This is a genomic window from Streptomyces sp. V1I1, from assembly GCF_030817355.1.
In the GTDB taxonomy this organism is placed as follows: Bacteria; Actinomycetota; Actinomycetes; order Streptomycetales; family Streptomycetaceae; genus Streptomyces.
This window is the reverse complement of record NZ_JAUSZH010000001.1, coordinates 5,512,394-5,536,186: the sequence shown is the minus strand read 5'-3', so window position 1 is coordinate 5,536,186 and position 23,793 is coordinate 5,512,394. Positions and strand designations below refer to the sequence as shown.

At 69.4% G+C, this 23,793-nt stretch carries 22 protein-coding genes and 3 pseudogenes; 10 read left to right on the top strand and 15 right to left on the bottom strand.

Going from position 1 to position 23,793, the window contains the following annotated elements:
• Window positions 1-36 precede the first annotated feature (36 nt).
• Window positions 37-1,005, top strand: coding sequence for a cytochrome P450 (locus tag QFZ67_RS26030; RefSeq protein WP_307663486.1), 969 nt, complete (start codon window positions 37-39; stop codon window positions 1,003-1,005).
• Window positions 1,006-1,205: 200 nt separating this feature from the next.
• Here QFZ67_RS26030 and QFZ67_RS26025 read toward each other — a convergent pair.
• The 4 genes and pseudogenes from QFZ67_RS26025 to QFZ67_RS26010 all read right to left on the bottom strand — a co-directional run.
• Window positions 1,206-1,703 (bottom strand): annotated as a pseudogene (locus QFZ67_RS26025) (LysR substrate-binding domain-containing protein); the annotation flags it as partial.
• A gap of 131 nt (window positions 1,704-1,834) precedes the next feature.
• Complete coding sequence (locus QFZ67_RS26020) at window positions 1,835-2,071, bottom strand: hypothetical protein (protein ID WP_307663485.1); 237 nt, start codon at window positions 2,069-2,071, stop codon at window positions 1,835-1,837.
• A gap of 20 nt (window positions 2,072-2,091) precedes the next feature.
• Window positions 2,092-4,353 (bottom strand): 4-alpha-glucanotransferase, encoded by a 2,262-nt coding sequence (gene malQ, locus QFZ67_RS26015; RefSeq protein WP_307663484.1) that lies wholly within the window; start codon window positions 4,351-4,353, stop codon window positions 2,092-2,094.
• Window positions 4,354-4,548 carry a hypothetical protein gene (locus QFZ67_RS26010; RefSeq protein WP_307663483.1) on the bottom strand — a complete coding sequence of 65 codons (195 nt, stop codon included), beginning with the start codon at window positions 4,546-4,548 and terminating at the stop codon, window positions 4,354-4,356.
• Between the two features lie 268 nt (window positions 4,549-4,816).
• On the opposite strand from QFZ67_RS26010, the gene QFZ67_RS26005 reads away from it, so the two are divergent.
• Window positions 4,817-7,819 carry a beta-N-acetylglucosaminidase domain-containing protein gene (locus QFZ67_RS26005; RefSeq protein ID WP_307665970.1) on the top strand — a complete coding sequence of 1,001 codons (3,003 nt, stop codon included), beginning with the start codon at window positions 4,817-4,819 and terminating at the stop codon, window positions 7,817-7,819.
• A 44-nt stretch (window positions 7,820-7,863) separates the two neighbouring features.
• Here the strand turns inward: QFZ67_RS26005 and QFZ67_RS26000 are convergent, their stop codons facing one another.
• Window positions 7,864-8,400 carry an HNH endonuclease gene (locus QFZ67_RS26000; RefSeq protein ID WP_307663482.1) on the bottom strand — a complete coding sequence of 179 codons (537 nt, stop codon included), beginning with the start codon at window positions 8,398-8,400 and terminating at the stop codon, window positions 7,864-7,866.
• Window positions 8,401-8,678: 278 nt separating this feature from the next.
• On the opposite strand from QFZ67_RS26000, the gene QFZ67_RS25995 reads away from it, so the two are divergent.
• A complete protein-coding gene (locus QFZ67_RS25995; RefSeq protein WP_307663481.1) occupies window positions 8,679-9,743 on the top strand; it encodes a mechanosensitive ion channel family protein in 1,065 nt (354 codons plus the stop codon).
• 55 nt (window positions 9,744-9,798) lie between these two features.
• Here QFZ67_RS25995 and QFZ67_RS25990 read toward each other — a convergent pair whose 3' ends face one another.
• The 6 genes and pseudogenes from QFZ67_RS25990 to QFZ67_RS25970 form a co-directional block, all read right to left on the bottom strand.
• The gene (locus tag QFZ67_RS25990) at window positions 9,799-10,374 is read right to left on the bottom strand and encodes a Uma2 family endonuclease (protein ID WP_307663480.1); all 576 of its coding nucleotides are present in this window, start codon (window positions 10,372-10,374) and stop codon (window positions 9,799-9,801) included.
• Between the two features lie 433 nt (window positions 10,375-10,807).
• Window positions 10,808-11,155, bottom strand: coding sequence for a hypothetical protein (locus tag QFZ67_RS25985; protein ID WP_307663479.1), 348 nt, complete (start codon window positions 11,153-11,155; stop codon window positions 10,808-10,810).
• Between the two features lie 145 nt (window positions 11,156-11,300).
• Complete coding sequence (locus QFZ67_RS25980) at window positions 11,301-12,056, bottom strand: hypothetical protein (RefSeq protein ID WP_307663478.1); 756 nt, start codon at window positions 12,054-12,056, stop codon at window positions 11,301-11,303.
• Between the two features lie 104 nt (window positions 12,057-12,160).
• Window positions 12,161-12,412 (bottom strand): annotated as a pseudogene (locus tag QFZ67_RS39160) (toxin C-terminal domain-containing protein); the annotation flags it as partial.
• Window positions 12,413-12,463: 51 nt separating this feature from the next.
• Entirely contained in the window at window positions 12,464-12,934 is a 471-nt protein-coding gene (locus tag QFZ67_RS25975; protein WP_307663477.1) for an NUDIX domain-containing protein, read from the bottom strand.
• A 2-nt stretch (window positions 12,935-12,936) separates the two neighbouring features.
• On the bottom strand, window positions 12,937-13,656 hold the full coding sequence (locus QFZ67_RS25970) for an XRE family transcriptional regulator (protein WP_307665969.1): 720 nt from the start codon (window positions 13,654-13,656) through the stop codon (window positions 12,937-12,939).
• A 274-nt stretch (window positions 13,657-13,930) separates the two neighbouring features.
• On the opposite strand from QFZ67_RS25970, the gene QFZ67_RS25965 reads away from it, so the two are divergent.
• From QFZ67_RS25965 to QFZ67_RS25935, 7 genes and pseudogenes are all read left to right on the top strand, one after another.
• On the top strand, window positions 13,931-14,182 hold the full coding sequence (locus QFZ67_RS25965; RefSeq protein ID WP_307665968.1) for a hypothetical protein: 252 nt from the start codon (window positions 13,931-13,933) through the stop codon (window positions 14,180-14,182).
• Window positions 14,170-14,415, top strand: coding sequence for a hypothetical protein (locus tag QFZ67_RS25960; RefSeq protein ID WP_307663476.1), 246 nt, complete (start codon window positions 14,170-14,172; stop codon window positions 14,413-14,415). Before QFZ67_RS25965 ends, QFZ67_RS25960 begins: the two co-directional genes overlap by 13 nt.
• A gap of 176 nt (window positions 14,416-14,591) precedes the next feature.
• Entirely contained in the window at window positions 14,592-15,983 is a 1,392-nt protein-coding gene (locus QFZ67_RS25955; protein ID WP_307663475.1) for an FtsK/SpoIIIE domain-containing protein, read from the top strand.
• Window positions 15,984-16,019: 36 nt separating this feature from the next.
• Complete coding sequence (locus QFZ67_RS25950; RefSeq protein ID WP_307663474.1) at window positions 16,020-16,742, top strand: DUF2637 domain-containing protein; 723 nt, start codon at window positions 16,020-16,022, stop codon at window positions 16,740-16,742.
• A 152-nt stretch (window positions 16,743-16,894) separates the two neighbouring features.
• A pseudogene (locus QFZ67_RS25945) lies at window positions 16,895-18,341 on the top strand (replication initiator).
• On the top strand, window positions 18,341-18,568 hold the full coding sequence (locus QFZ67_RS25940) for a helix-turn-helix domain-containing protein (protein WP_307663473.1): 228 nt from the start codon (window positions 18,341-18,343) through the stop codon (window positions 18,566-18,568). Before QFZ67_RS25945 ends, QFZ67_RS25940 begins: the two are co-directional and overlap by 1 nt.
• A complete protein-coding gene (locus QFZ67_RS25935) occupies window positions 18,568-19,875 on the top strand; it encodes a site-specific integrase (protein WP_307663472.1) in 1,308 nt (435 codons plus the stop codon). Before QFZ67_RS25940 ends, QFZ67_RS25935 begins: the two co-directional genes overlap by 1 nt.
• Window positions 19,876-19,954: 79 nt before the next feature.
• On the opposite strand, the gene QFZ67_RS25930 is transcribed toward QFZ67_RS25935, so the two are convergent.
• From QFZ67_RS25930 to QFZ67_RS25915, 4 genes are read right to left on the bottom strand one after another with little or no spacing between them, the layout of a single operon-like run.
• Window positions 19,955-20,395: a hypothetical protein gene (locus tag QFZ67_RS25930; protein ID WP_307663471.1), complete on the bottom strand. Its 441-nt coding sequence runs from the start codon at window positions 20,393-20,395 to the stop codon at window positions 19,955-19,957.
• Between the two features lie 22 nt (window positions 20,396-20,417).
• Window positions 20,418-22,088, bottom strand: coding sequence for a polymorphic toxin-type HINT domain-containing protein (locus QFZ67_RS25925; protein WP_307663470.1), 1,671 nt, complete (start codon window positions 22,086-22,088; stop codon window positions 20,418-20,420).
• Entirely contained in the window at window positions 21,998-22,933 is a 936-nt protein-coding gene (locus QFZ67_RS25920; RefSeq protein ID WP_307663469.1) for a LamG domain-containing protein, read from the bottom strand. Before QFZ67_RS25920 ends, QFZ67_RS25925 begins: the two co-directional genes overlap by 91 nt.
• Window positions 22,866-23,450, bottom strand: a complete 585-nt coding sequence (locus QFZ67_RS25915; protein WP_307663468.1) for a hypothetical protein — start codon at window positions 23,448-23,450, stop codon at window positions 22,866-22,868. Before QFZ67_RS25915 ends, QFZ67_RS25920 begins: the two co-directional genes overlap by 68 nt.
• Window positions 23,451-23,793 lie beyond the last annotated feature (343 nt).

Sequence of the window (23,793 nt, the reverse complement as noted above, 5' to 3'; positions counted from 1 at the left end):
GTGTCGGCGTCGGTGTCGGTCTCAGATGCAGCTGCTTTGCAGTCGGTTCCCCGCGCGCCCGGAGCGGTACCGCTTCTCGGGCATGCCCTGAAGCTGTGGCGCGACCCGCTCGGCTTTCTCAAGTCGCTGCGGGACAGCGGCGATCTGGTCCGAGTAGACCTCGGAACAATGCCCATGTACGTCGTCACCTCGGCCGAGCTGGTCCATGAGGTGACCGTCAAACAGGCACGCAGCTTCGAGAAGGGCCGACTGTTCGACCGTCTTCGGCCGCTCGCGGGCAACGGTCTGGCGACGGCCAACGGTGAAGTGCACCGCAGGCACCGCAGGCTGATCCAGCCGATGTTCCACCCGCAGCGCATCTCGATGTACGCCGCGACCATGAGCGGCAACGCGCGCGCCCTGGCCGACTCGTGGACGCCGGGGCAGCACATCGAGATGGAACAGGCGATGGCCGAGTACGCCATCGAGACGCTGGCGTCGACGACGTTCTCCACGGACATCGGGCTGCCGGCCGTGGAGGCCGTGCGCAGGAACCTGCCCGTCGTGCTGAAGAACATGCTGATACGGGCGGCGTCCCCCAAGTTCCTGGACAGACTGCCGATCCGCGCCAACCGCGACTTCGACGCCGCGGCGGCGAATCTGCGCGAGGTCATCGACGAGGTGGTCGCCACCACCCGCCGGTCCGGGCATACCGACCGCAACGACCTGCTGTCGGTGCTGCTCGCCGCGCAGGACGACGAGACCGGCGAGTCGCTGAGCGACACGGAGGTCAGGGACGAGCTCAGCACCATTCTCTTCGCCGGCGCCGAGACCACGGCCTCCACGCTCTCCCGGACCTTCCACGAACTGGCCCGCAATCCCGAGGTCGAGAAGCAGTTGGTCGCCGAGATCAAGGAGGTCGTCGGCGACCGGCCGGTGACCATCGAGGACGTCCCCCGGCGCCCCACCACGGCGCGAAACCGCCGCACCGGCGCGCGCACGCCGCCGGAGGGCGCCGCACCGTAGTGGCGCCCAGCAGCCCCACTCGGCCAGGCACCCGCGCCGCGAAGCAGGCGCGCCGGAGGCCGCCACACCGGCCAGGCACACTGCGCCCCGAAGCAGGCGCGCCGCAGGGTGTGGGGCGTCAGCCCCACACCCCCTCCCCCGGGAGGTCTGGGGGCCCGCCCCCAGTTCGGGAAGGGGCGGGTAGGGGAAAATCACACCCCTCAACCCACCCGCGCCGCCGCCACCTCCCGCAACGCCCCCACCACCCGCGCCACCCCCGCCCCCTCCTCCGCCCCCCTCCGCACCGCCGCGACCACATGGCGGCGCGGCTGGTCCGCGCTCAGGACCCGCATCACCACACCCGTACGCGTACGCCGCTCCGCCGCCGCCATCCGCGGGATCAGCGCGACGCCCATCCCCGCCTCGACCATCGCCAGGATCGCCGTCCAGCCCGCCGCCGAATGCGCCTTCTCCGGCACGAAACCCGCCGCCTCGCACGCCGCCAGCGTGATCTCCGACCACGGCCCGCTGCCCCCGAAGATCCACGGCTCGCCGGACAGGTCCGCCAGTCGCAGACCCGCCGCCGCGGCAAGCGGGTGCCCGGCCGGCAGGGCCACGTCCAGTGGGTCCGCCAGCGGCGGCACCCGCGTGAACTTCGGGTCGCGGGCCGTCGGCGCGTGCGCCGCCAGGGACAGCGCGAGGTCCACATCCCCGGACGACGACTGAAAGGTCGGGCCTCGAGAGGGCGAGAGGTTGGCAGGCATGGCAAAGGCGCCCTGGGGTGCGTACACACCCAAGGCGCCCTTGGAAAGCTAGTGGAGCTGGTGGAGCTGGTGAGGCTCGGAGCCGGTCAGCTCTGCTTGCTGGACTTGTCGAGAGCCATCACCAGGCCCGCGATCACCACGAAGAGGCCCAGCGGCGCCGCGACATAGAGGCCCAGCGTCTCGATCACGCTCAGACCCGGGCCCGGGTCCGAGCCGTCGTCGGCGCCGGGGGCAGCGGCGAGCGCGGGCGACGACAGGAGCAGCATCATCAGCGTCGTACCGGCCGCGACGGCGCCGGCGCGCAAAGCGTTCTTCTTGTCCACGGTGCCAACGTAGCGAACGGCTATCCCGACCGCGCGTCCGGGGGTGCCGTACGGGGCCCGAAGACCCCCATCAGCGCGTGCAGGCGGGGCGAGGCGGCCAACTCCTCCAGGGTGACCGGGTGGCCTTCGGCGTCCGCGACCGGCAGGCGCCAGTTCGGGTACTGGTCCCAGGTGCCCGGGAGGTTCTGCGGTCGGCGGTCGCCGACCGCGTCCGGCAGCCAGACGCCGACCATGCGGGCGGGCGTACGCAGCAGAAAGCGGTAGGCCGCGCGGATCTGGCCCTCCTCGTCACCCCTGCCCTCGGGCAGCAGGCCGAGGCCGGTGAGCAGGCCGAGCCATTCGGCGACGTCCGCCGCGTCCTGCGTACGCTCCTGCGCCAGGGGGCGGGTGAGCAGACCGAGGCGGTGCCGCAGCGCCACATGCTCGCCGGTCAGGCGGGCCGCGGTGGACGGGAGATCGTGCGTGGTCGCGGTGGCCACGCAGTCCTCGCGCCAGCGCTCGGGCGGCAGCGGGCGGGCCGTGCCGGCCCAGTCGCGCTCGAACCAGAGCACGGAGGTGCCCAGCACGCCCCTGCGAGTCAGGGCCTCACGCACACCCGGTTCGACCGTGCCGAGGTCCTCCCCTATGACGGCCGTGCCCGCGCGGTGGGCCTCCAGGACGAGGACCGCGAGCATCGCCTCCGCGTCGTACCGCACATACGTGCCGTCGGTGGGCGGGCTGCCCTCCGGGACCCACCAGAGGCGGAACAGGCCCATGACATGGTCGATGCGCAGCGCACCCGCGTTCCGGAGGAGGCCGCGGAGCAGTCCGCGGTACGGGGCGTAACCGGACGCGGCCAGCACATCCGGCCGCCACGGGGGCAGGCCCCAGTCCTGACCGCGTGCGTTGAAGGCGTCCGGGGGCGCGCCGACTGACATCCCGACGGCGAGTGCCTCCCGCTGCGCCCAGGCGTCCGCGCCCCCGGGATGCACGCCGACGGCCAGGTCATGGACAATGCCGACGCCCATGCCCGCCTCGCGCGCCGCCTGCCCGGCGGCGGCCAGCTGCTGGTCGGTGAGCCAGGCGAGCCGCCCGTGGAAGTCGACCCGGTCCATCAGCTCGCGCCGGGCCCGCGCTGTCTCGGGCGAGCGCGGGTCCCGCAGCGCGGCGGGCCAGGAGTGCCACTCGGGCCCGTGCACCTCGGCGAGGGCGCACCAGGTGGCGTGGTCCTCCAGGGCCTGACCCTGCTCGGCCAGGAAGTCGCAGTACGCGGCGCGGCGGCCGGGCCCGAGCGGGATACCGTGCACGATCTCCAGTGCCGCGCGCTTCAGCGCCCACACGGCGTCCCGGTCGATCAACGCGCCCTTCTCCAGCACGGATTCACGCAGCCGCGCGGCCTCGTCACGGAGCTCGTCCAGCCGCTGCCGGTCGCGGGCGCGGACGTACGCGTACTCGGGGATGTCCTCGATCCGCAGATGGACGGGATCGGGGAACCGCCGCGAGGACGGCCGGTACGGCGAGGGATCGGTGGGCGCGCCGGGCACAGCCGCGTGCAACGGGTTGACCTGTACAAACCCCGCTCCGAGCGCCCGCCCCGACCAGCTGGCGAGCTCAGCCAGATCACCGAGGTCGCCCATGCCCCAGGACCGGGCGGAGAGCAGGGAGTAGAGCTGCACGAGAAAGCCGTACGAACGCCGGTCGGGCTGCGGCAGGCGGGCGGGCGCGACGATGAGGGTGGAGTGTGCGACGCAATCGTCGGGGGCGTGGGCGTGGGGGTGGGCGTACAACTGGTGCACGCCGAGGGGCAGTTGCGACCAGACGCGGGGCTCGTCGGCGGGAGGCGCCGCGTCGACGGGAGGCGCGCCGCCCGGAGGCGCGTCGCCCGGAGGCCTCGCGTCGACGGGAGGCCTCGCGTCGACGGGAGGCCTCGCGTCAGCCGTGGTGCTCGGCTCCGCCCCGCCCTGCTGGGCAGCGTCGGCCGGCCCCGGGCTGGTCCACTCGACCGCCACGCCCCCTTCCGTCTCGACTCGCACACTCGTGCCCGCGGGGAGCGCCGTCAGGGCAGGTGGGAGCGCCTGGGCGCCCTCACGCCACAGCACCACCGTCGGCGGCAGCAGGCGGGCCGACGCCGCGGACTCGGCGTGGTTCAAGGCGTCGCGTAACGCCGCGGGCGTCGACGCGTCGACGCCCAACGCGGCGAGGACTGCGACGACCGTGGTGTCGGGGACCGGGACCGTGACGCCCTCCGAGGGCGCGTAGGCGGTGGCGACTCCGTGCAGCGCTGCGAGCCGGGCAAGGCCCATTCAGACTCCTGGGGACTCCGTGCCGCCGGCCATGCCGGGCGCGGTCGGCTCACTGGTGAGGGGAGCGGTGTCGGCGAGGGGCGGCTCGCTGGTCAGCGGGGCGGCGTCGGCGAGCGGGGGTTCGCTGGTCAGCGGGCCGGGGCCCGGGACCTGTTTGGACAGGGCGGAGAGCAGCAGATGTGCGGATGCGGCCATGGGGGTCACTCCAAGCTGACGGTAGCGGGACACAGACGCCCTACCCAGCGGGCGCGGCGGCAGACGTACACGATCAGTCAACGTGTTCCGCATCACATTCCGTTCCCCACATTCCCTCCCTCGCCAAGCAGTTGAGTCACACTGCGCCAAACCACCCATCGCATCAGGCAAAAGGTGCACAACGGCCATGCGCATTGACACCCTCAGTGTGGTGGTGGTGGGCTCGAAACCGACCGGAACGGCAAGGGGAGAACGAGGGGAGACGGGCGTGCGGCTCGCGCGCAGGAGGCGCACCGCGACAGCCGTCGCGGTCGCTGTCATCGGCAGCCTGCTCGGCGGCGCGCACGGCGCTGTCGCGGCCCCCGAGGACCCCGTCTCCACACCCAGCACCGCCAAGGACCCAGAGGGCGAGGCCGCACTGCCGTCCGTGTGGCCGCGCCCGCAGTCGATGCGGGCGGCGGGCTCCGCCGTGCCGCTCGGCGACGAGGTGACCGTAGTCGCGGACCGCGCCGCCGATCCGTACTCCGTGGAGCTGCTCAAGGAGCTGCTGCGGGAGTCCGGCGTACGGACCGTGCACACCGAACTGCCCGGCCGCGGCCCCGTCCTGCGCATCGGCGGCACCGGCGCGCAGAACGCGCTGCGCGCCCTGCGCGCGCCCGAACGCGCCGACCTGCCCTCCGGCGGCTACCGGATCGCGGTCGGCCAGGTCGAGGGCCGTGACACGGTCGCGCTCGACGGCGTCGGCGAGGACGGGCTGTTCCACGGCGTCCAGACGCTGCGCCAACTGATCACCGACCGGAACGCCGCCACCGGGACCGGCCGGAAGACCGTCGCCAGAGTTGTCGCTGGAGTTCTCGTACGCGACTGGCCGGGCACGGCCGTCCGCGGCCTGACGGAGGGTTTCTACGGACAGCCCTGGAGCCATCAACAGCGTCTGTCGCAGCTGGACTTCATGGGCCGTACCAAGCAGAACCGCTACCTCTACGCGCCCGGCGACGACCCCTTCCGGCAGGCCCGCTGGCGCGACCCGTACCCCGCCGCGCAGCGCGCCGAGTTCCGCGAACTCGCCGAGCGCGCCCGGCAGAACCACGTCACGCTCGCCTGGGCCGTCGCGCCCGCGCAGGAGATGTGTCTGGCCAAGAACGGCGACGTCAAGGCACTGACGCGCAAGATCGACGCGATGTGGGCGCTCGGTGTGCGCGCCTTCCAGCTGCAGTTCCAGGACGTCAGCTACAGCGAGTGGCACTGCGACAAGGACGCGGACGCCTTCGGCTCGGGCCCGGAGGCCGCGGCCAGGGCACACGCGCGGGTCGCGGGCGCGGTGGCACGGCATCTGGCGGACCGGTATCCGGGGGCCGAGCCGCTGTCGCTGATGCCGACGGAGTTCTACCAGGACGGCGCCACCGAATACCGGCAGGCGCTCGCGAGCGAGCTGGACAGCCGGGTCCAGGTGGCGTGGACGGGCGTGGGCGTGGTGCCGCGCACGATCACCGGGCGCGAACTGGTGGGTGCGCGGGACGTGTTCAAGCACCCGCTGGTCACCATGGACAACTACCCGGTCAACGACTACGCACAGGACCGGATGTTCCTCGGCCCCTACACGGGCCGCGAGCCTGCCGTGGCGAGCGGTTCGGCCGCCCTGCTCGCCAACGCGATGGAGCAGGCGTCCGCCTCCCGCATCCCGCTGTTCACGGCCGCCGACTACGCCTGGAACCCGAGGAGCTACCGCCCCCAGGAGTCCTGGCAGGCCGCGATAAACGACCTCGCGGGCGGCGACGCGTCAACCCGTGAGGCGCTGCGCGCGCTGGCCGGCAACCACGCCTCCTCGATCCTCAGCCCCGCCGAGTCCGGCTACCTGCAGCCGCTGCTGAAGGACTTCTGGTGGTCGCGTACGACGACGGACGTGGCGGCCAGGGACCGGGCCGCGGTCTCGCTGCGCGCCGCGTTCACCGTGATGCGCGAGGCCCCGCAGCGGCTGAAGCGGCCCGCCGACGGCCGTCTGGGCGACGAAGTACGGCCGTGGCTGGAGCAGTTGGCCCGGTACGGCCGGGCCGGCGAGCTGTCCGTCGACATGCTGCAGGCGCAGGCCCGCGGCGACGGCGAGACGGGCTGGCGGGCCTCGCTGGACCTGGAGCCGCTGCGCAAGAGGCTCGGGGCGAGCCGGGTGACGGTCGGCAAGGGCGTGCTGAACCCGTTCCTGGACCGGGCGGCGAAGGAGTCGGCGGCCTGGACGGGCGCGGACCGCGTCAAGGACACGGCGGGCGACGACACGGTGTGGCTGGACCGGGCGAGGCCGGTGGCGGCGGTGACGGTGATGTCGGAGCCGACGCGCGGGGCGGCGGTCTCCGGGGCCGCGAGCGGGACCCCGGGCGGTGGCGCGGGCTCCGGTGGCCGCCTTGAGGCACACGTCCCGGGCGAGGGCTGGCGCACGCTCGGCCCCCTCTCGGCGAGCGGCTGGACCCACGCCGACGCCAAGGGCCTGCGGATGGACGCGGTGCGGGTCGCGTCGGACGGGGACGAGCCCGTCGCCGTACGGTCCGTGGTGCCCTGGTTCGCCGACGAGCCGTCGGCCGGCCTCGATCTCGTACAGGGCGAGACGGACGCCGAGATCGGCGGCGGTCCGCAGCGGGCGGGCATCCGGCTGACCCCGCGCCGCCCCGCCGAGGTGCGCGGCGCGCTCACCGCGAAGGCTCCGGCGGGCATCAAGGTGTCGGTGCCGAAGGAGACGACGGTGCCGCGTGGACTGCGTACGACCGTGCCGGTCGAGGTCACCGTCCCGGCGGGCACTCCGGCCGGGGAGTACCGGGTGCCGCTGTCCTTCGGAGGCCAGGAGCGCACGCTCACGGTGCGTGCCTATCCGCGCACCGCGGGCCCCGACCTCGCACGCACCGCGGGCTCCGTCGCCTCCTCGTCCGGCGACGAGACGGCAGACTTCCCGGCGGCCTCGGCGATCGACGACGACCCGAAGACCCGCTGGTCCTCGCCCGCCGAGGACGGCGCCTGGTGGCAGCTGGAACTGAAGCGGCCCGCCCGGGTCGGCCAGGTGGTGCTGCACTGGCAGGACGCGTACGCGACGAAGTACCGCGTCCAGGTCTCCGCTGACGGCCGCATCTGGCGCACGGCCGCCACGGTGACCGACGGCAGGGGCGGGCGCGAGGCGGTCCGCATGGACAGCCGCGACACCCGCTTCATCCGCGTCCAGGGCGATGCGCGCGCGACGCAGTACGGCTACTCACTCTGGTCGGTGGAGGCATACGCCGTCGCAGAGTGAGCGAGCCGTTACAGCCCGGACAAGGGACGACGAAGGCCCGGATCTTAGGCAGAAATGCCGTCGATCCGGGCCATCGCGTCGTCCGCGCCGTACGGCTGCAGGTATGGCAGCCAGCGCGGATCCCTATGCCCGGTCCCGATGATGCGCCACGCGAGCCCGCTCGGCGGGGCGGGCTGATGGCGCAGCCGCCACCCCAGCTCCCGCAGATGCCGGTCCGCCTTGACGTGATTGCAGCGGCGGCAGGCCGCCACCACGTTGTCCCAGACGTGCTGTCCGCCGCGACTGCGCGGAATGACATGGTCGACGCTGGTTGCGACGCCACCGCAGTACATACAGCGCCCGCCGTCGCGGGCGAAGAGTGCTTTGCGGGTGAGAGGAACAGGCCCCCGGTAGGGGACCCGCACGAACCGTTTCAGACGTACGACGCTGGGGGCGGCGATGGCACGGGTCGCGCTGTGCATGAAGGCGCCGGATTCCTCGAGGCAGAGAGCCTTGTTCTCCAGGACGAGGATGAGCGCGCGGCGGAGCGGTACGACGCCGAGGGGCTCGTACGACGCATTGAGGACCAGGACGTGCGGCACGGTGGATGCCTCCTTGTACGCCGGCGGCGCGTGGCTCGCGCCGGGACGATCTGCTCTCAGTCTCTCCTCATGCCAGGTCCGAGCGCCACCACGTGCAGGTAACGGGCTCGAGGTGTTTTCGACCACATGCCTTCGACGTGCCGTGACGTGCCTCGACATGCCTTCGACAGGTTCATCCCCAGGTGAGCCTCGTCTCTCCCTCGAACAGCGCACCGGAACACACCGGATGCCCCGTTAGGGTGGTTGGTCTGCTACCGCAATGCCTGGAGGTTCCCCCCGTGTCCTGGTCCGTCCTATTGGCCGCCGATCCGTCACCCGAGCCCGTCTCGCTCGACGAGGCCGCCAAGCAGGCCGGCGACGCCGCGGGCTGGGTGGAGGAGAACTGGTCCACCTGGCTGAACACCAGTCTGCGCATCGCGCTGATCCTGGTGGTCGCGCTGGTGCTGCGCATGCTCCTCCGCCGTGCCCTGACCAAGCTGATAGAGCGGATGAACCGCTCCGCCCAGGCCGTGGAGGGCACGGCGCTCGGCGGTCTGCTGGTCAACGCCGAGAGACGCCGGCAACGCTCCGAGGCCATCGGATCCGTACTCCGCTCGGTCTCTTCCTTTGTGATTCTCGGCACCGCGGGCCTGATGATCCTCGGCGCTTTCAAGATCGACCTGGCCCCGCTGCTCGCCTCGGCGGGTGTCGCGGGCGTGGCGGTCGGCTTCGGCGCGCGGAATCTCGTGACGGACTTCCTCTCGGGCGTCTTCATGATCATGGAGGACCAGTACGGCGTCGGCGACAGCGTGGACGCGGGCGTCGCCTCCGGCGAGGTGATCGAGGTCGGCCTGCGCGTGACGAAGCTGCGCGGCGACAGCGGCGAGATCTGGTACGTACGCAACGGCGAGATCAAGCGCATCGGCAACCTCAGCCAGGGCTGGGCGACGGCGGCGGTCGACGTCATGGTCCGCTCCTCGGAGGACCTGGACCACGTCCGCTCGGTGATCGGCGAGGTCGCGGACGACCTGGCGAAGTCCGAGCCGTGGAACGAGCAGCTGTGGGGCCCGGTGGAGGTGCTGGGCCTGAACGAGGTGCTGCTGGACTCGATGACGATCCGGGTCTCGGCGAAGACGATGCCGGGCAAGGCGCTGGGCGTGGAGCGGGAACTGCGCTGGCGCATCAAGCAGGCCTTCGACACGGCGGGCATCCGCATCGTGGGCGGCTTGCCCCCGGCGATCGAGGAGGCGTCGGCGCTCGACCCGACGGCGGCGATGGCGGCACCGTCGGCGTACGCGTCGGCGACGTCGCCACAGTCGATTGCGGCGACGCCGATCGCGCCGCCGGCGAACCTGTCGAAGTAGCTGGCAGTGACAGGGCCCCTCCCGTGGCGGAGGGGCCCTGTCCTGTTTTCTGGTACTACGGACTCTCGTAGGTCGGGAACTGTCCGGTGTCGATAACCCAGGCTCCGGCGGTCATCGTGTCGCCGAAGACGTAGTCGTGCCTGGACCGGTACCGGAAGCCCTCCGCCCCGGGGCCGGGGTCAGTGAGAACCGCGGCCGTGCCCTTCCGGGGGTCGATGATCACGTAGACGGGGATCCCCATGGCCGGGTAGTCCCGAGCCTTGTCCTCGTAGTCATTATCGGGATTCGAGCGCGAAACGATCTCCGCCACCATCAGTACATCGGCGGGATCCACGTAGGCGTCGTCCTCGTCCAGGGCGGACTCGGGGAGCACAAGCAGGTCGGGCCGCCGCATGCGCTGTATGGCCGGCGACTCGATCTCCGGCCCACTGTGAGCGACGACCCCGGCGTGGGTGGCGAGCAGCTGGGCATCGAGTTGTCGGCGCAGCCGCAGGGTGATGAGCTCGTGCCGCTTACCCGGACTCCTCATCAACGTGATGCCCGCGTCATCGATCTCGATGGCCCAGACCGGGGGCTCGATGGGCAGTTCGTCGGCGACGGTGCGCAGACGACCGTAGGTCTTGGCGTCCATAGGGACTCCTCGCGGTCCGGCCTGCTGGGTCCCGACTTCGTGAGGGGCGACTCGGATGAGCCGCCCCCGGGGCCATCAGGTTTCGGATGACCGCACGGAAGCACGCTTCGGTAGTCGAGCGCCACGGCTCTCGGCGACGCGCAAGGCGTCCCGCAGCGCCTCAACCAGTCGGGACGAGAGAAAACGGAGCTCACTGCTGTCGGCCCGGGGCTCGTCGACCTGGCCGGCGGAACCGCCAGTATCAGACGCACTCTCCAGCGCACCAATTCCGGCGGCCTGACCGCCCTCCCGACGAAGACCAAGAGCTCGGAGCGGCGCATCATCCTGCCGACGCCGTGCCAGCGCTCCCTCGAACAGCACCGCGACCGGCAACTCCAGGGACGTGAGGCGCTGGGGATGGGCTGGAAGGACAGCGGCTGCGTGTGTACGTGAGCTACTGGCCCCCGATGGACTCGCGGCACCGCCGCACCTCAGAGATGGTCGTCGACCACTCAGAAATTTGGTTCCCGTCCTCGTCAACCAAACTTCGAGCCTCCGCATATCGCCAAGGCTCTTGCGGATTGAACTCTTCTTCGAGGCCATCCAGGAAGATGATCGAGTTTTGCACGTGGACAGCTTCCCCTTCCCGGTAAATGGGCCAGCAGAAGATGAAGTTAGCGGTCTCCGGGTCCGTGATCGAAGAGATGAGGCACGAGGTCGAATTCTCGCTCGCCTCAAGCTCCCTCAGGGCTCTCTCCCAACTTCGAGAGTAGTCAGCCACCGTCCAGAAGCTCAGGTCCATCGGGAATGATTCTGAGAAATCCCCGACCGTGACCCTACCGGCGACCTCGGAAGGCAACGAGACGCCACCCTCCGACGCGGGATCACCGATCACTTCGATCGCGAATCGGCTATTCCTTGAGATAGCCGCCGCTCCGCCTCGCCCCTCACCCCTCACCGGGGCTCTCCCATGGTGCTCTGACTACGCCGTCTGAATCCGGCACCACGGCGCACCACCCAGCCAAGACCACATCCGCCAGCATGAACGAAAATCCCCTGCCCGTTACTTCGGCGAGACTATCGGCCCCCCCTGGGTGGGCGCGGTAAATGAGCTGGCCAGGCGTGAGCGGGGCTTCGAACGCAGTGAAATCTTCGTCCAATAGCCCCGCGTCGAGCCGCAGGTCCGGGTTTGCGACAACGCAGAGGAGCGAGCGAGACCGTACAGCCTGTGCCACCTCCGCTACATTTCCCGCAGTCACCCGGAACCATCGGCAGCCGTAAGCGCCGTGCGCCCAGCGCTCACACAAGAGCACTAGCCCATCGGCCGCCGCTCGAACCGAGCCCCAAAACTCGTCATCCACGACGCCATCGACAAGTCTTGACTCCTCCTCAGGATCCGGTTCCGAGGCGCGCCACTCAAGAGACAGGTTGTCGCCAGCGAGCCCGGTAAGCGAATTGGCTACCGCTGGATCCATTGAGAGATGGATCGCCCCATCCCATCCCGACTCGACGCGAAGCCGCCCCGGTGTGATCAGTCGGCAGTACGGTCCGAACCCAGCCGCCATCCGCTCAGCGAGATCTATCGCCTCCGCCGGGTTGGCCTGCATCCCGTTGCGGAGCCTCCAGTACCGGTCAGGGAGCGGTTCGCTGACCAGCAGCTCACTGACCTCAAGACGGTCAGCTCCGCATTCCTCGATCACCACGTTGAGCAACCTCCGCAAATCCGCCGCGTAGGCACTCCAGGCCGGCGCCTCTGCCAGGGAGGCTCGCACATGCTGGTCGCTCGGGCTGACGACAAGCTCGGCTGTCATTTTGCTAGCCACTTGAGACCCAACACCTCTCCTGTCGGGGATACATCCAGCCCATACGTTCCATCCCGAGCCGAATCCTTCGTCGACTGGAAAGGATTACGGAAGCTGGCACCCTTGAATACCGCCTGCTTGTTATGCCCGGTCCGATCGTAGGTGATATACCGAGGTTGACCGCCTCCAGCCTTCTTGTTCTCCCAAATTGGGGCCCCGCCTGCAGACTTCATTTTGGTCTTCGTGTACCCCAAGAAATTCGCAACATCGTCAGACTGTGCACGCGTGAGCGACTGCCGTCAGCCGGTTCAACCCAGGTACGGCTTCTCGCGGTGTTCCAGGAAGTGCTGGAGCCTGAGCCGTTGGGTGTGGTGCATCGGCAACTGCTCGATCTCTTCGGGCGGCACGAACCGGAGTTCGGTGGACTCGTCGGAGATTGCCAGCCGGCCGCCGGTGATGCGGGCGGTGAAGCAGACGTTGAACTGGCGGCGGACCTCACCGTCGGTGTAGGCGATGATGTGTTTCGGGTCGGTGTAGGTGCCGACCAGGCCGGTGATCTCGACGTCGAGGCCAGTCTCTTCTTTGACTTCGCGGACGGCTGTGCTGGGCAGGGAGTCGGTGAGGTCCATGCCGCCGCCGGGCAGGGCCCACAGGTCGTTGTCGCGTCGGCGCTGGAGGAGGATGCGGCCGTGGTCGTCGGTGACGACGGCGGAGGCGGCGACGACCATGCTGTTCGGCTTGGGCGCGCTGGGGTCGTCGTAGTATTCGGTTCGCGCCACGGTCAGCCTTCCTCTCGTACGGGGGTTGCCGTCGCCCACACGGCGTCGAAGCTGTCGGCGTAGGTGTCGAACATGCCGCCCCTCTCGTGTCGGCGAAGGTGCCACACCGGGGCGGCGTAGGCGTTGACACCCCAGACGTGTGCATTGACGAGTTGCTGGTCGTCGGCGCGGTAGAGGGAGTTGTAGAGCGTGGTGGCGTGGGTGCGGACTTCGATGCCGGGGGTGCCGGCGAGAGGCCTGTAGTGCATGAGCGCGAGGCGACAGCGGGATTCGATGCCGTGGCCGAAGCGTTCTTCCCGCCCGCGGGCTTGGACGTTGTCGCTGTCGGGGTCCCCGATCGCGATGCGGACGGTGCAGCCTTCGGCGGCACGTTCGCTGAGGAGTTCGTTCAGCCTCGGGTAAGCCTCGTGGAGGAAGACGGCCGCGTAGACGAGGATGTCGATCCGTTCCCGGGCTTGAGCCATGAGGTCGGTGAACGCCGAGACGGGGATGTCGGCCCGCTGCTCGTAGAGCGCCACCAACTCAGGGCTGATGGCGCGGGCGGGGCGGGCCTGGCGGAGCGCCGGCCAGAGTGCGTGCACGTCTTCTCCCAGGGCCTTGGCCGCCTGGAGGGCGGTGGCACGACGTGGGATACGCCCGAGGTTCACCCAGCGCTCGACCGACTTGGGGTCGACCTCGACCTGCTGAGCGAGTACGGCGTACGTCCAGCCTCCCGCCGCCATGACGGCTCGTAGTCTCTCGTTCGGCACGAGTCTCCCCCTTCGTCTCAGGACGGCACTAGGGACGTTCTACACGGTGCGGAACGTCCCGAAGTGGGCTTTGGTGGAGGTTCCTTCGTCCCGGTGACCGGCGTGAGGATCGGTGCCGACCCTGCGGCACCAACAGGCCCAGGGGCGCGCATCAACGCCGCCGAGGAGCAATCAACGTGCGAAAGAGCGCCACCCCATGTGTTCCCGCCTTGCGACTGGACGCCCGCTCGCGCGCCGCCTCGCCGGGGTGGTCACGATGACGGTCCCCACCCCTGATGCCGACGGGCACACCGTCTCGCCCGATGCCGGCGCCCTGGTGGTCGACCGGCGGAGCGGCAAGGTGGGAGTGGTGATGGGGCATGTGGGGCCGTACGTGCAGCTTCGGCCGCCGCGCGGTGGCCGGGAGTGGGACGTGCCGCCCGAGGACGTACGTACGCCGACTCCGACGGAGGAGTTGAGCGCGAAGGTGGCCGTGGCCAACCGGAGGTGGGGACGGTGACCACTCGCTCGGTCCTGCGCTACGAGACCTGGACGCTCCAGCCCGACCGCGAGCCGGACGCGGAGCCGGTCCTGTACGCGATGCAGTGCGCCGTGGACGGCGAGACCTCACCGGCAAGCGAGGACTTCGCGGAACCGCAGGACTGGGTGCTGCGGCACTGCGGTCAGAACCCGTCCCACCACACCTACCGGGAGATCATCACCCGCCCGTGGCGGACCTGGCGCCAGACGTGACCCGCCTCGCTCGCCCAGGCGCCGCACCGCGCTGACCCACCCGACTCCCGTCCCTGACGGGCGCAGCCGATCGAGGCTCCCCCGCACTCGTCAGCCCCGGCAGGGACGGGCCCTCACGTGCGTGCCGGGCCCATGGTCATGAGTGCTCCGCCTAATACGCAAAGAGGGGGCCTGACATGGAAGCCGTGACGAAGTACGCGCCGGACGCGCTGCTGGTCGTGGTCGTGCTGGTGGGTGTGTGGCCGCTGTGGACGGTGGTGCGCTACGTGCGGGCCGACCGGGGCACGCAGGTCAGCATGCGGCAGGCCGTCCGGGTGCGTTGGGGCTGGGTACGCCTCGCGCGGATGGCCGGGCTGACGGTCACCGACAAGACCCCGGGCCTCTTCGCGCAGATCACTGCGTCTAAGGACGGCCCCACCCCCGCGCCTCGGGTGCTGACGCCGAAGATCAAGGTCAAGCCCGACCCGTTCGGCGTGATCGTCCAGGCGCGCACGCTGCCGCAGGTCGGGCTGGAGGAGTACCAGAAGTCGGCGCGGTTCTTGGCGGACGCCTGGCGGTGCACACGAGTCTCGGTGCTGCCGGACGGCCCCGGCCGGGTGGTGATTCGTGGCGTGCGCTCCGACCCGCTGACCACGCCCACCAGGCACCGGCCCACCGGCCTCCCGCCTGCGGATCTGACGCGCTGGGAGCTGGGGGTGGACGAGTATGCCGCCCGGGTGTGCGTGTCCCTGGCGAACGTGCCCGGGGTGACGGTGGCCGGCGTCCCCGGCGCGGGCAAGACCTCGGGGGTCAACAAGTTCGTCTGCGACTTCGCGCCGTCCCCGTCCGTGCAGCTCGCGACCGTAGACGGGAAGGTGTCGCGGGCTTCGGAGGGCGACTACGCCGACCTGGTCAAGCGGATGTTCGCATTCTGCGGCGACGACCTCGACGAGGCGAACGCGCTGTTCAAGCGCCTGGTGGAGTTGCGCAAGCGGCGCTCGGCGACCATCCGGGACGTGCTGGGCGTGAAGAACATGTGGCACGTCGGGCCCTCGCCGGAGTGGCCGCTCACGGTCCTGATCATCGATGAGGCGCACACGTTCTTCCGCGAGTACAAGGGCAGCGACCCGGCGACGAAGCGTCTTGCCGCGCTTACGGCGGAGAACGCCCGGTTGGTGGAGGACCTGGTCAAGAAGGGCCGCAGCGTCGGCATCCTGGTGATCCTGATCAGCCAGAAGACAACCGGCGACGCCATCCCCACCTTCATCCGCGACGTGTGCCCCATCGGGCTCTCCTTCGCGCAGAAGACGGTGGAGGCCGCGGTGGCCGCGCTGGGCGAGGACATCCGCAACTGGCCCGACGCCAGCCCGGTGACCTTGCAGGACCCCGCCTACGTCGGGGTCGCGGTGATGGCGATGCAGGGCCGTCCCGGCTACACCCGCATCCGCACCCCTTACGTCTCGGACGCCGACGCGGCCCGCGTCGCCGAGGAGACCTCGCACCTGACCGCTGACCCGGACCTGTGCCTGGACGCCCTCCTGCACTCGGCCGGCGGGACGGTAACGCCCGCGCCCTCGCTCACCAAGTGATCCTGAAACACCTGCACCGGAAGGGAGGTTGAGGTCATGGCGGAGGAACGGTTCACCCGGCGCACGGTAACCGTGGTCATGGCGGTCATCGCGGCTCTGGCCTTCGTCTTCTCCTTCGGCAACGTCTGGGCGCTTGCCCTGCGGCTCGGTGTCCCCCGTCCGATCGCGCCGTTGATCGCCCCCATGGTGGACCTGTCCGTCGTCGGGCTCCTGGTCGCGCTGCGATTCCTCGCCCTGCGCGGGGTGTCCAAGGCGGAGTTGCGGGCCGGTACCCGGCTGTTGCACCTGTGCGGCCTGCTCACTCTCGCCCTGAACACCGCCGAACCCCTGCTGGCCGGACGCTACGGACGGGCCTGTCTGGACACCGTCGCCCCACTCTTGCTCCTCGGCTGGGGCCACGTCGGCCCCACACTCCTCGCCCACTTCCACACCCCCACCGCCCCCACCCCGCACCTGGAGCGCACCAGCGCCCCTGTCTCCGAGCCGGTGCCCACCGAAGCACCCGCACCTCCTGCCACCGACCCGGTCGCCGTCGCCTCGCCGACCGAGGAACCACCGACCGCCACGGCTCCCACCGCCGTCGCCCAGACGGCCCGGCCTGCCTCCGGCCCGGCCCTGCCCGCCGCCCTGCTGGACGCGGCCCGGCGCATCTCGGACACCCACCGCGCCGAGTACGGAACCCCGATCACCGCCGCCCACCTGGGCGCGCGCATGGGCATCGCCCTGCTGGTGGCCACCGCCGCCCTCGCTCAGCTCTGAGCCCCGGCCCCCACCGGCCGCATCTCCCTCACGTCACTCCACGCCCATCCGATGGGCCTGGTTCGTCATGCCCCGAGCCGCACCAACACGCCTACCTGACGGGCTGGTTGCTGCTCGGGGCCACCCACCCGAACTGAAGGGACACGCCCCGAATGGTCACCCTGGACCTGCGTCACGTGGCAAGCCCCGCCGTACGGGACCTGCTCCACCTGGTCAACCACCCCGACTTCGACCGCGCACACCAGCAGATCGAACACCTCGGCGGCTGCACCGAACCCGTCCGCCTCACCGGCCGCACCACCACCGTCGACACCACGACGGGTGAAATCCTGCGCACCTACGCCTTCTCCGAGGAACCCACCGGCAGCCTGCTGACCACGTGCGGCAACCGCCGCGCCTCGCGCTGCCCGGCCTGCTCCCGCCTCTACGCCGCCGACACCTACCACCTCATCCGCGCCGGCCTCTCCGGCGGCAAGACCGTCCCCGACTCCGTCCGCACCCACCCCCGCGTCTACGTCACCCTCACCCCGCCGTCCTTCGGGCCCGTCCACAACCGCCCCACCACTCCCGGCGGCGACATCCGCCCCTGCCGCTGCCGCAAGCTCCACGAACCACACGACGCCCTGATCGGGACGCCGCTGAACCCGAAGACGTACGACTACACGGGCGCGGTCCTGTTCAACGCCCACGCCTCCGCACTGTGGGCCCGCTTCACCACCTACCTGCGCCGCGAGATCGCCGCCGGGCTCGGCATGACCCAGAAGGCCGCCCACACGGTGCTGCGGGTCTCCTTCGCGAAGGTCGCCGAGTACCAGCAGCGTGGCCTGGTCCACTTCCACGGCGTCATCCGGCTCGACGGCCCGGACGGCAACAGCTAGCCTCCACCGCCGTACGCCACGGTCACCATGCTCACCGACGCGGTCCGTGCCGCCGCCGCGCGGGTCCGCATCACCATCAAGTCGGATGCGGTCAACCGACGCGAACTCGGCTGGGGCGAACAGCTCGACGTATCCGAGATCACGGCCTTCGGCACCGACGCCGAATTCACCGACCAGGCCGTAGCCGCCTACGTGGCCAAGTACGCCACCAAGTCCGCCGACGCCTCCGGCGTCCTCGACCGCGCCCTGTTCTGCCGCCCCTGCCAGGGACGCGGCGCCACCCTCCTGCCCCACGGCACCCCGCTCCCGTGCACCGCATGCGGCGGTACCGGCCAGGCCCGGCCGCTGTCCCGCCTCGCCGTCGCCCGGCATGTGCGGCAGATGATCCGCACCTGCTGGGAACTGGGCCGCCTGCCGGAGTTCGCCGAACTCAAGCTCTGGAAGTGGGCGCACATGCTCGGCTTCCGCGGCCACTTCTCCACCAAGTCCCGCTCCTACTCGACCACCCTGGGCGCACTGCGTGACGCCCGCCGCACCTGGCGCACCGAACAGGCCCGCGCCCACGCCGGCCTACCGGAGCCCGACCCGACGACCACGCTCGTTGTCGGCCACTGGAGCTACCTCGGCTTGGGCTACAGCCCCGGCGCGGGACTCCTCGCGGCCAGCGTCTGGCATCCGCAGGGAACTGGGACGGCGCTTCGCGTCCGAAGGGGGCTGTTGATGGCCTCGCCCCCGCTCGCCGTCCTCCACCGCGCGGAGGCGGTGCAAGTGCTGGATCTGCTGACGGTGCCCCAGGTGATGGCCCGCCTCCAGCTCGGCCGCTCCGCCGTCTACGACCTGCTCCGCACCGGCCAGCTCGCCTCGATCACCCTCGGCCGCGCCCGCCGCATCCCCACCCACGCCCTCACCGACTTCATCCGCACCCGCCTGGAACAGGAAGCCGCCTGATGACTCAGCCCCGAGAAACCAGCCCCTCCCGCCGCGTACGCGCCAACGGCGACGGAACCGTCTACCAGCGCAAGGACAGCCGCTGGGAAGCCGCCGGATACGTCCTCGCCCCCGGCAACACCCGCAAACGCATCCGCGTCTACGGCACCACCCGCAAGGAAGCCCTGGCCAAGCTCACCGAGAAGATCGCCGCCAGCAACCGCGGCCTCCCCGCCCCATCCGCGCAGGGCAGCCTGGCCACGTACCTGACCTACTGGCTGGAGAACGTCGCCGTCCACCAGCTCCGCGAGAACACCCACACCCGCTACACCGCCGTCGCCCGGCTCTACCTCATCCCCGGCCTCGGACGGAAGAAGCTCGCCAAGCTCACCGCCAAGGACGTACGCACCTGGCTCAACCAGCTCCGCACCACCTGCCAGTGCTGCGCACGAGGCCTCGATGCGGCCCGTGATGAGCCCCGCTGCTGCTCTGCCGACAAGTGCTGCTCCAAGCGGCTCTCACCGCTGACCCTGGCCTACGTCCACTCCGTGCTCAAGTCCGCCCTGGAACACGCGGTACGCGAGGAGGAGATCCCGCGCAACGTCGCCCGCAACGTCCGTACCGGCGCACCACGGCCGCGCCGCTTCGAACCACTCACCACTGAAGAGGCCCGCGCGTTCCTCGCCGCGACCAGCAATCATTCGCTGAACGCACTGTTCGAACTCGCCCTGCGTACCGGGCTGCGCAAGGGCGAACTCCTCGGACTGCGCTGGGAAGATCTCGACCTGGTCGGCGGAATCGCCAGCATCCGCCGCACCCTCCAGCGCACCAACAGCAGCGGCCTGACTGCCCTACCGACGAAGACGCAAAGCTCGGAGCGGCGGATCGCACTGCCCACGCCGTGCCTGCGCTCTCTCGAACAGCACCGCAGCCGACAACTCCAGGAACGCGAAGCGGCAGGCGAAAGCTGGCAGAACAGCGGCTACGTCTTCACCCGGCCCAACGGTGCCCCAATCGAAGGAACCACGCTCACCCGGCACTTCACCGCCCTGCTCCGTCGTGCCAGGCTCCGCCGCATCCGGTTCCACGACCTCCGGCACTCGACCGCGACCCTCCTCCTGGAACAGGGAGTCGAACTCGTCGTGATCAAGGAACTCCTCGGCCACGCCCACATCGGCGTCACCGCCACCGTCTACGCCCACGTCCGACTCCGCCTCCAGCGCGACGCCATCGATCTCCTCGGCCGCTCCCTTCATAGCCCCGCCGAAGCCGTCAACCGGCCCGATGAAGGCGACGAATCGCCCCTCCGTGCCGCACCCGTCCGCTGACGTTGCCGTCAACTACTGCCGTCAAGAGCACCAGAGGCCCCGCCGGATTCAAGAATTTCCGGCGGGGCCTCTGGCTTGTTCAAACTGACAACTCCTGCTGCGCCTCGGCGTACGAATTAGCCGGGACAAGCTCGGACATCTTCCTGAAGAAGATCATCCCAGCCGCTTTGACAGCCTCCAGGAAATCCGCGGATGACGCATTTACTGTCTTAGTTTCTTCGCCAATTTTCGCGGTCACCAAGACGCGAGACCCTGCGACCCGGAAGGAGAGCTTGATCGGCTGATCCGGGAAATACGTCTCCGCATAACCCGACGACTGCATTTTCGCCACCATCTCGGCGATATAACACCAGAGCTGGTCAACGTAGTCCCACTCTTCAGTGCCGATGATTTCCAATCCATCAACGGATAGCCGAATGGCACCTTCGATGTAGTCAAGGTCGGGCGGCGGGGTACGGCAGGCTTCCACCTGCACGAACCCACCGTCCGCGCCCTTCAGGAACGTCTCAATCTCAACCACGTCTCAGGTCCTTCGATGATGGTTATTCCGGATAGAACTGGCCCACTCGACCTTTATTCATGCCGAGTACGTAATCGACGCCGTTGACGTTCCCGCGAATCTGATACATGCCTTGACTGCCTCGCTGAACCAGCGTATCGCGGTTCTGTCGCATGACTTGACCGATAGCACCTTGGACGTCATCAACACTCATGCTCGAATCGAAGAAGGATTGCGTCTTCTTCACCGAGCCATCCCAATACTTCGGGTGATGACGAGTGAGGATGTGCTCCATTCCCTTCTTATCCAGCAAGAGGGACTGATTCCCGAACTGGAACCGCTGACTGCTCCAGTCCCGGAGAGCGGGAAGGCATCCGCCACTGTTATGAACCAGAACCGGCGTCTGCCCAGCGAGTACATAGTACGTGTGGAGGTCGTCAACGGTGAGGTTGTATGTGCGGGCGTGCTTACTGAAGGGGCGGTTGGCCTGGACGGTAAGTGTGGTGCCGTCGTCCGTGAGGAGAGTCATGCCGGGTTTGAGCTCGCCGGCTTCGATCCATTGGCGTTCAGACGGGGACCAGAAGGGGTGCTCGTGGGTGGCGGTGAGGTTCTCGAGTCCTACGTCTGTCTCGATGGTGAGCTCGTTGAAGTGCTTGTCGTGCTCGGTGACGATGAGTTGGGTGACTTCCCGCGGACCGGTCTCACCCGTCTCCGGGTCGGTCGCCAGAACCTTCTCTCCCACCTTGATGTCTTCGATGTTCTTGGACGAGCCGTCGGCCATCTTGACGCCTGTGCCTGCCAGGAAGCACTTAGTGCAGGCGCCAAGCAGTCTCGACAATGCTCCATCGGCAGAGCCCTTGGCTCCGGAGGCTGAGACTGTTCCTGCGGCTCCCTTGCCGACCGGACCGGAGAGGAGTCGGCCTATTCCCCAGCCGAAGAGGGCTATGAAGTCTGAAACTACTGCTTCGACGCAGTCGCCCTTGCCTCTCACGCAGTTGATGTTTGCCTGAACGCCCCAGGGGTCGTTGCCTACCTCGAGGAGCCCTGCGCTCTTGGCGCTTGTGCACAGGCCCGCTGTCTGTCCAGTGCCTCCGCCCGCAGCGAAGCACTTGTCCTTGGCCCACCTCTGGACCAGCTGGTCGTAGGAGTCTCCTGGCCAGGCGTACGGCATGGCACGCAGTTCGTCTTCGGTGGGTACCGTGAATCCCGCCGAACTCGTAGGTGCAGTGCCCTGGCTGCCGCCACCACCGCCACCGCCTCCACCCGTGCCACGGGGGGTTCCGTCGTCGTTCTTTCCGCCGTCGGGGTCCCCTGCCGTTCCGCCGTCTGGGCGCGTCCAACCCGCGCCGTCGTTGCAGCTGTCGCACCACAGGCCAGTGGCATCGCTGGATGTGACGGGGGTGTTGTTGGCGTAGCTGTAGCCGTTGAGGGATTGGTGCTGGTCGAGGGCGAGGACGGGGTCAACGCTTATGAATTGGCCGATTCCGGGGTCGTATTCGCGGGCGCCGATGTGGGTGAGGCCGGTGGTGTTGTCGGCCGGCTTACCCAGGAATGCCTTGTCGTCGGGCCACGCCGTGGGCTTCGTGCCGCGAGGGGCGCCGAACGGCGTCGAGTAGCGCTTGGTCACCGCCAGAGTCGTCGCGTCGATCGCCAGGCTGGAGGTGCCGTGATGGTCGCCGGCGAGGAAGTTGAGCTTGGTGCCGGCAATCCCCACCGTTGCCGTGCGGACCGCGATGGTCTGGCCGGCCGCCGAGTAGTAACGGGTGCCGGAGAGTGTCTTGGTCGTGCCCTTCGTGGCGCGCCTTCGGTCGACAGGGTCAGACCTGGCCGTGCGTAGCCGCTCGCATCCTTGATCTCATTGCCGGTGGACGGGCCGGCGTTCCAGTCCGCCACGAGCGCGGTCGCCTGGCCTCCGGCCTGCGCAAGTGCCGAGACCTCCGCTACATCCACCGACCGAAGCGCTCGCTGCCAGACCGCTGCCTCATCCACGTAGCCGTGGAAGTACCACTGATAGAAGCCGTCATCCTTGGTCCGGCCGATCTGAAGGCCCTTGGCGGATGTCCACGGTTGGTACGCAGCAGCCTCGACGGAGAGATTCACGGGCTGCCCCTGGGATCGGCCGTTGACGAAGAGCTGGACGGTGTCATTCGTCCTGTCCGTGTCCCTCTTGGTGTCGAACACCCCGGCCAGATGCGTCCACACGCGGGCAGGCGGGTTCGCCGCATCGCCATAGGAGACGACGTCCACTGTGTCGCCGCGGTCCTGAGCACCGCGGCCGAAGGCCCACTTCTTCTGCTTGGCGGAGTAGTACAGCTCGAATGCCGCGTCCTGTGCCCCGGGTGCCGAGAGCACAACCTGATCCGACCCCGTACCGGCGAGATAGGCCCAGGCCGAGACCGTGAACGAATCCTTCGTGTCGACTGCCGGTCCGGCTGTGGCCGCGTACGCCTTGCGCTTGGCCGGGTTTGTGCTGTTCAGGTCGAGCGAGTAGTCACCGCTGCCACGCCTCGCCCGCTCCGACCAGGTCGCGCCACCCTTGAGCGTCGCGTCGTGGCGCACTGTGCCCTCGGTGGCGGTGTCCTTGGTGGTGCTTCGGGTCAGCCGGACGGTCGGCGAACTGCCAGTGCCCAACCGCGCCGGCCGCCGGCTTCACGTTGAACCTGAAGTACGCGGGGGCGCTCCACCGTTCTCCCCAGTCCTTGGCCCGCACTTCCAGAGTCTGAATGCCGGCTTCGGGCGGGACCACGGCGTGTGACGCTTCGGCTCCGCTGACCACTGTGGATCCATGCTCGCCCTGCAACCTCACGACGTACGCCGTGACATCCGTCGTCCCCGTCTCCGGGTCGACGTCCGCCTCATTGGGCCGGAACGTGAACGTCCCCGCCAGCCCGGGCTCGCCCCGCCCGACGCAGTCATTCGCCGTGCACTCCGTGTACGTGCCGTCGCTGGTGATCCGCGGCACCAGCGGCACCGGGTCGTCGACCGGGTCGTCCCCCGCCCCGAAAGCCGGAGTCGAAAGCACCCCCGCCATCAGCACGGCACCCACCAGCGCCCCCAGGCACGAGCGCCTCGCCATCTACGTAAACGCATGACTGATCCCCCCTCCAAGGGCCTCCCCAGACCCTTCACGGAACGGACGACTACTTGAAGTCCGTCGGCGCACCCTAGATCACAAGGCGGGTCCTGATCGACCACATATGCCGAGGGCGCAGGCTCCTGCGATCCGAGCTTCCGCTCAACCCAGGTAACGCTTTGGTTGCCTAGAACGCGCTGGCCATTGACGCCCGCCTGACGTGCGGCTTACTTTCCTCTCACCGAATAGGAAACTTTCCTAACAGTGCATTGGGGAAGTGGGCAGCCGAAGGGCAGGTGCACCCCGTCGTGGCCGGAACCACACCCAGTACCCCGGGTACTCCCGG

Bases quoted from the DNA above. Each gene is read 5' to 3' on its own strand.
- malQ (WP_307663484.1), bottom strand. From the start codon at position 4,353: ATGGGCCTTGCCCGGCTCGCAGCGCTGCACGGAGTCGCCACCGCCTAC.
- QFZ67_RS26010 (WP_307663483.1), bottom strand. From the start codon at position 4,548: ATGGCCGCATCCGCACATCTGCTGCTCTCCGCCCTGTCCAAACAGGTC.
- QFZ67_RS25990 (WP_307663480.1), bottom strand. From the start codon at position 10,374: ATGGACGCCAAGACCTACGGTCGTCTGCGCACCGTCGCCGACGAACTG.
- QFZ67_RS25985 (WP_307663479.1), bottom strand. From the start codon at position 11,155: ATGGACCTGAGCTTCTGGACGGTGGCTGACTACTCTCGAAGTTGGGAG.
- QFZ67_RS25970 (WP_307665969.1), bottom strand. From the start codon at position 13,656: ATGGCGGCGGGAGGCTGGACGTACGCCGTACTCGCTCAGCAGGTCGAG.
- QFZ67_RS25955 (WP_307663475.1), top strand. From the start codon at position 14,592: ATGGAAGCCGTGACGAAGTACGCGCCGGACGCGCTGCTGGTCGTGGTC.
- QFZ67_RS25950 (WP_307663474.1), top strand. From the start codon at position 16,020: ATGGCGGAGGAACGGTTCACCCGGCGCACGGTAACCGTGGTCATGGCG.
- QFZ67_RS25940 (WP_307663473.1), top strand. From the start codon at position 18,341: ATGGCCTCGCCCCCGCTCGCCGTCCTCCACCGCGCGGAGGCGGTGCAA.
- QFZ67_RS25935 (WP_307663472.1), top strand. From the start codon at position 18,568: ATGACTCAGCCCCGAGAAACCAGCCCCTCCCGCCGCGTACGCGCCAAC.
- QFZ67_RS25915 (WP_307663468.1), bottom strand. From the start codon at position 23,450: ATGGCGAGGCGCTCGTGCCTGGGGGCGCTGGTGGGTGCCGTGCTGATG.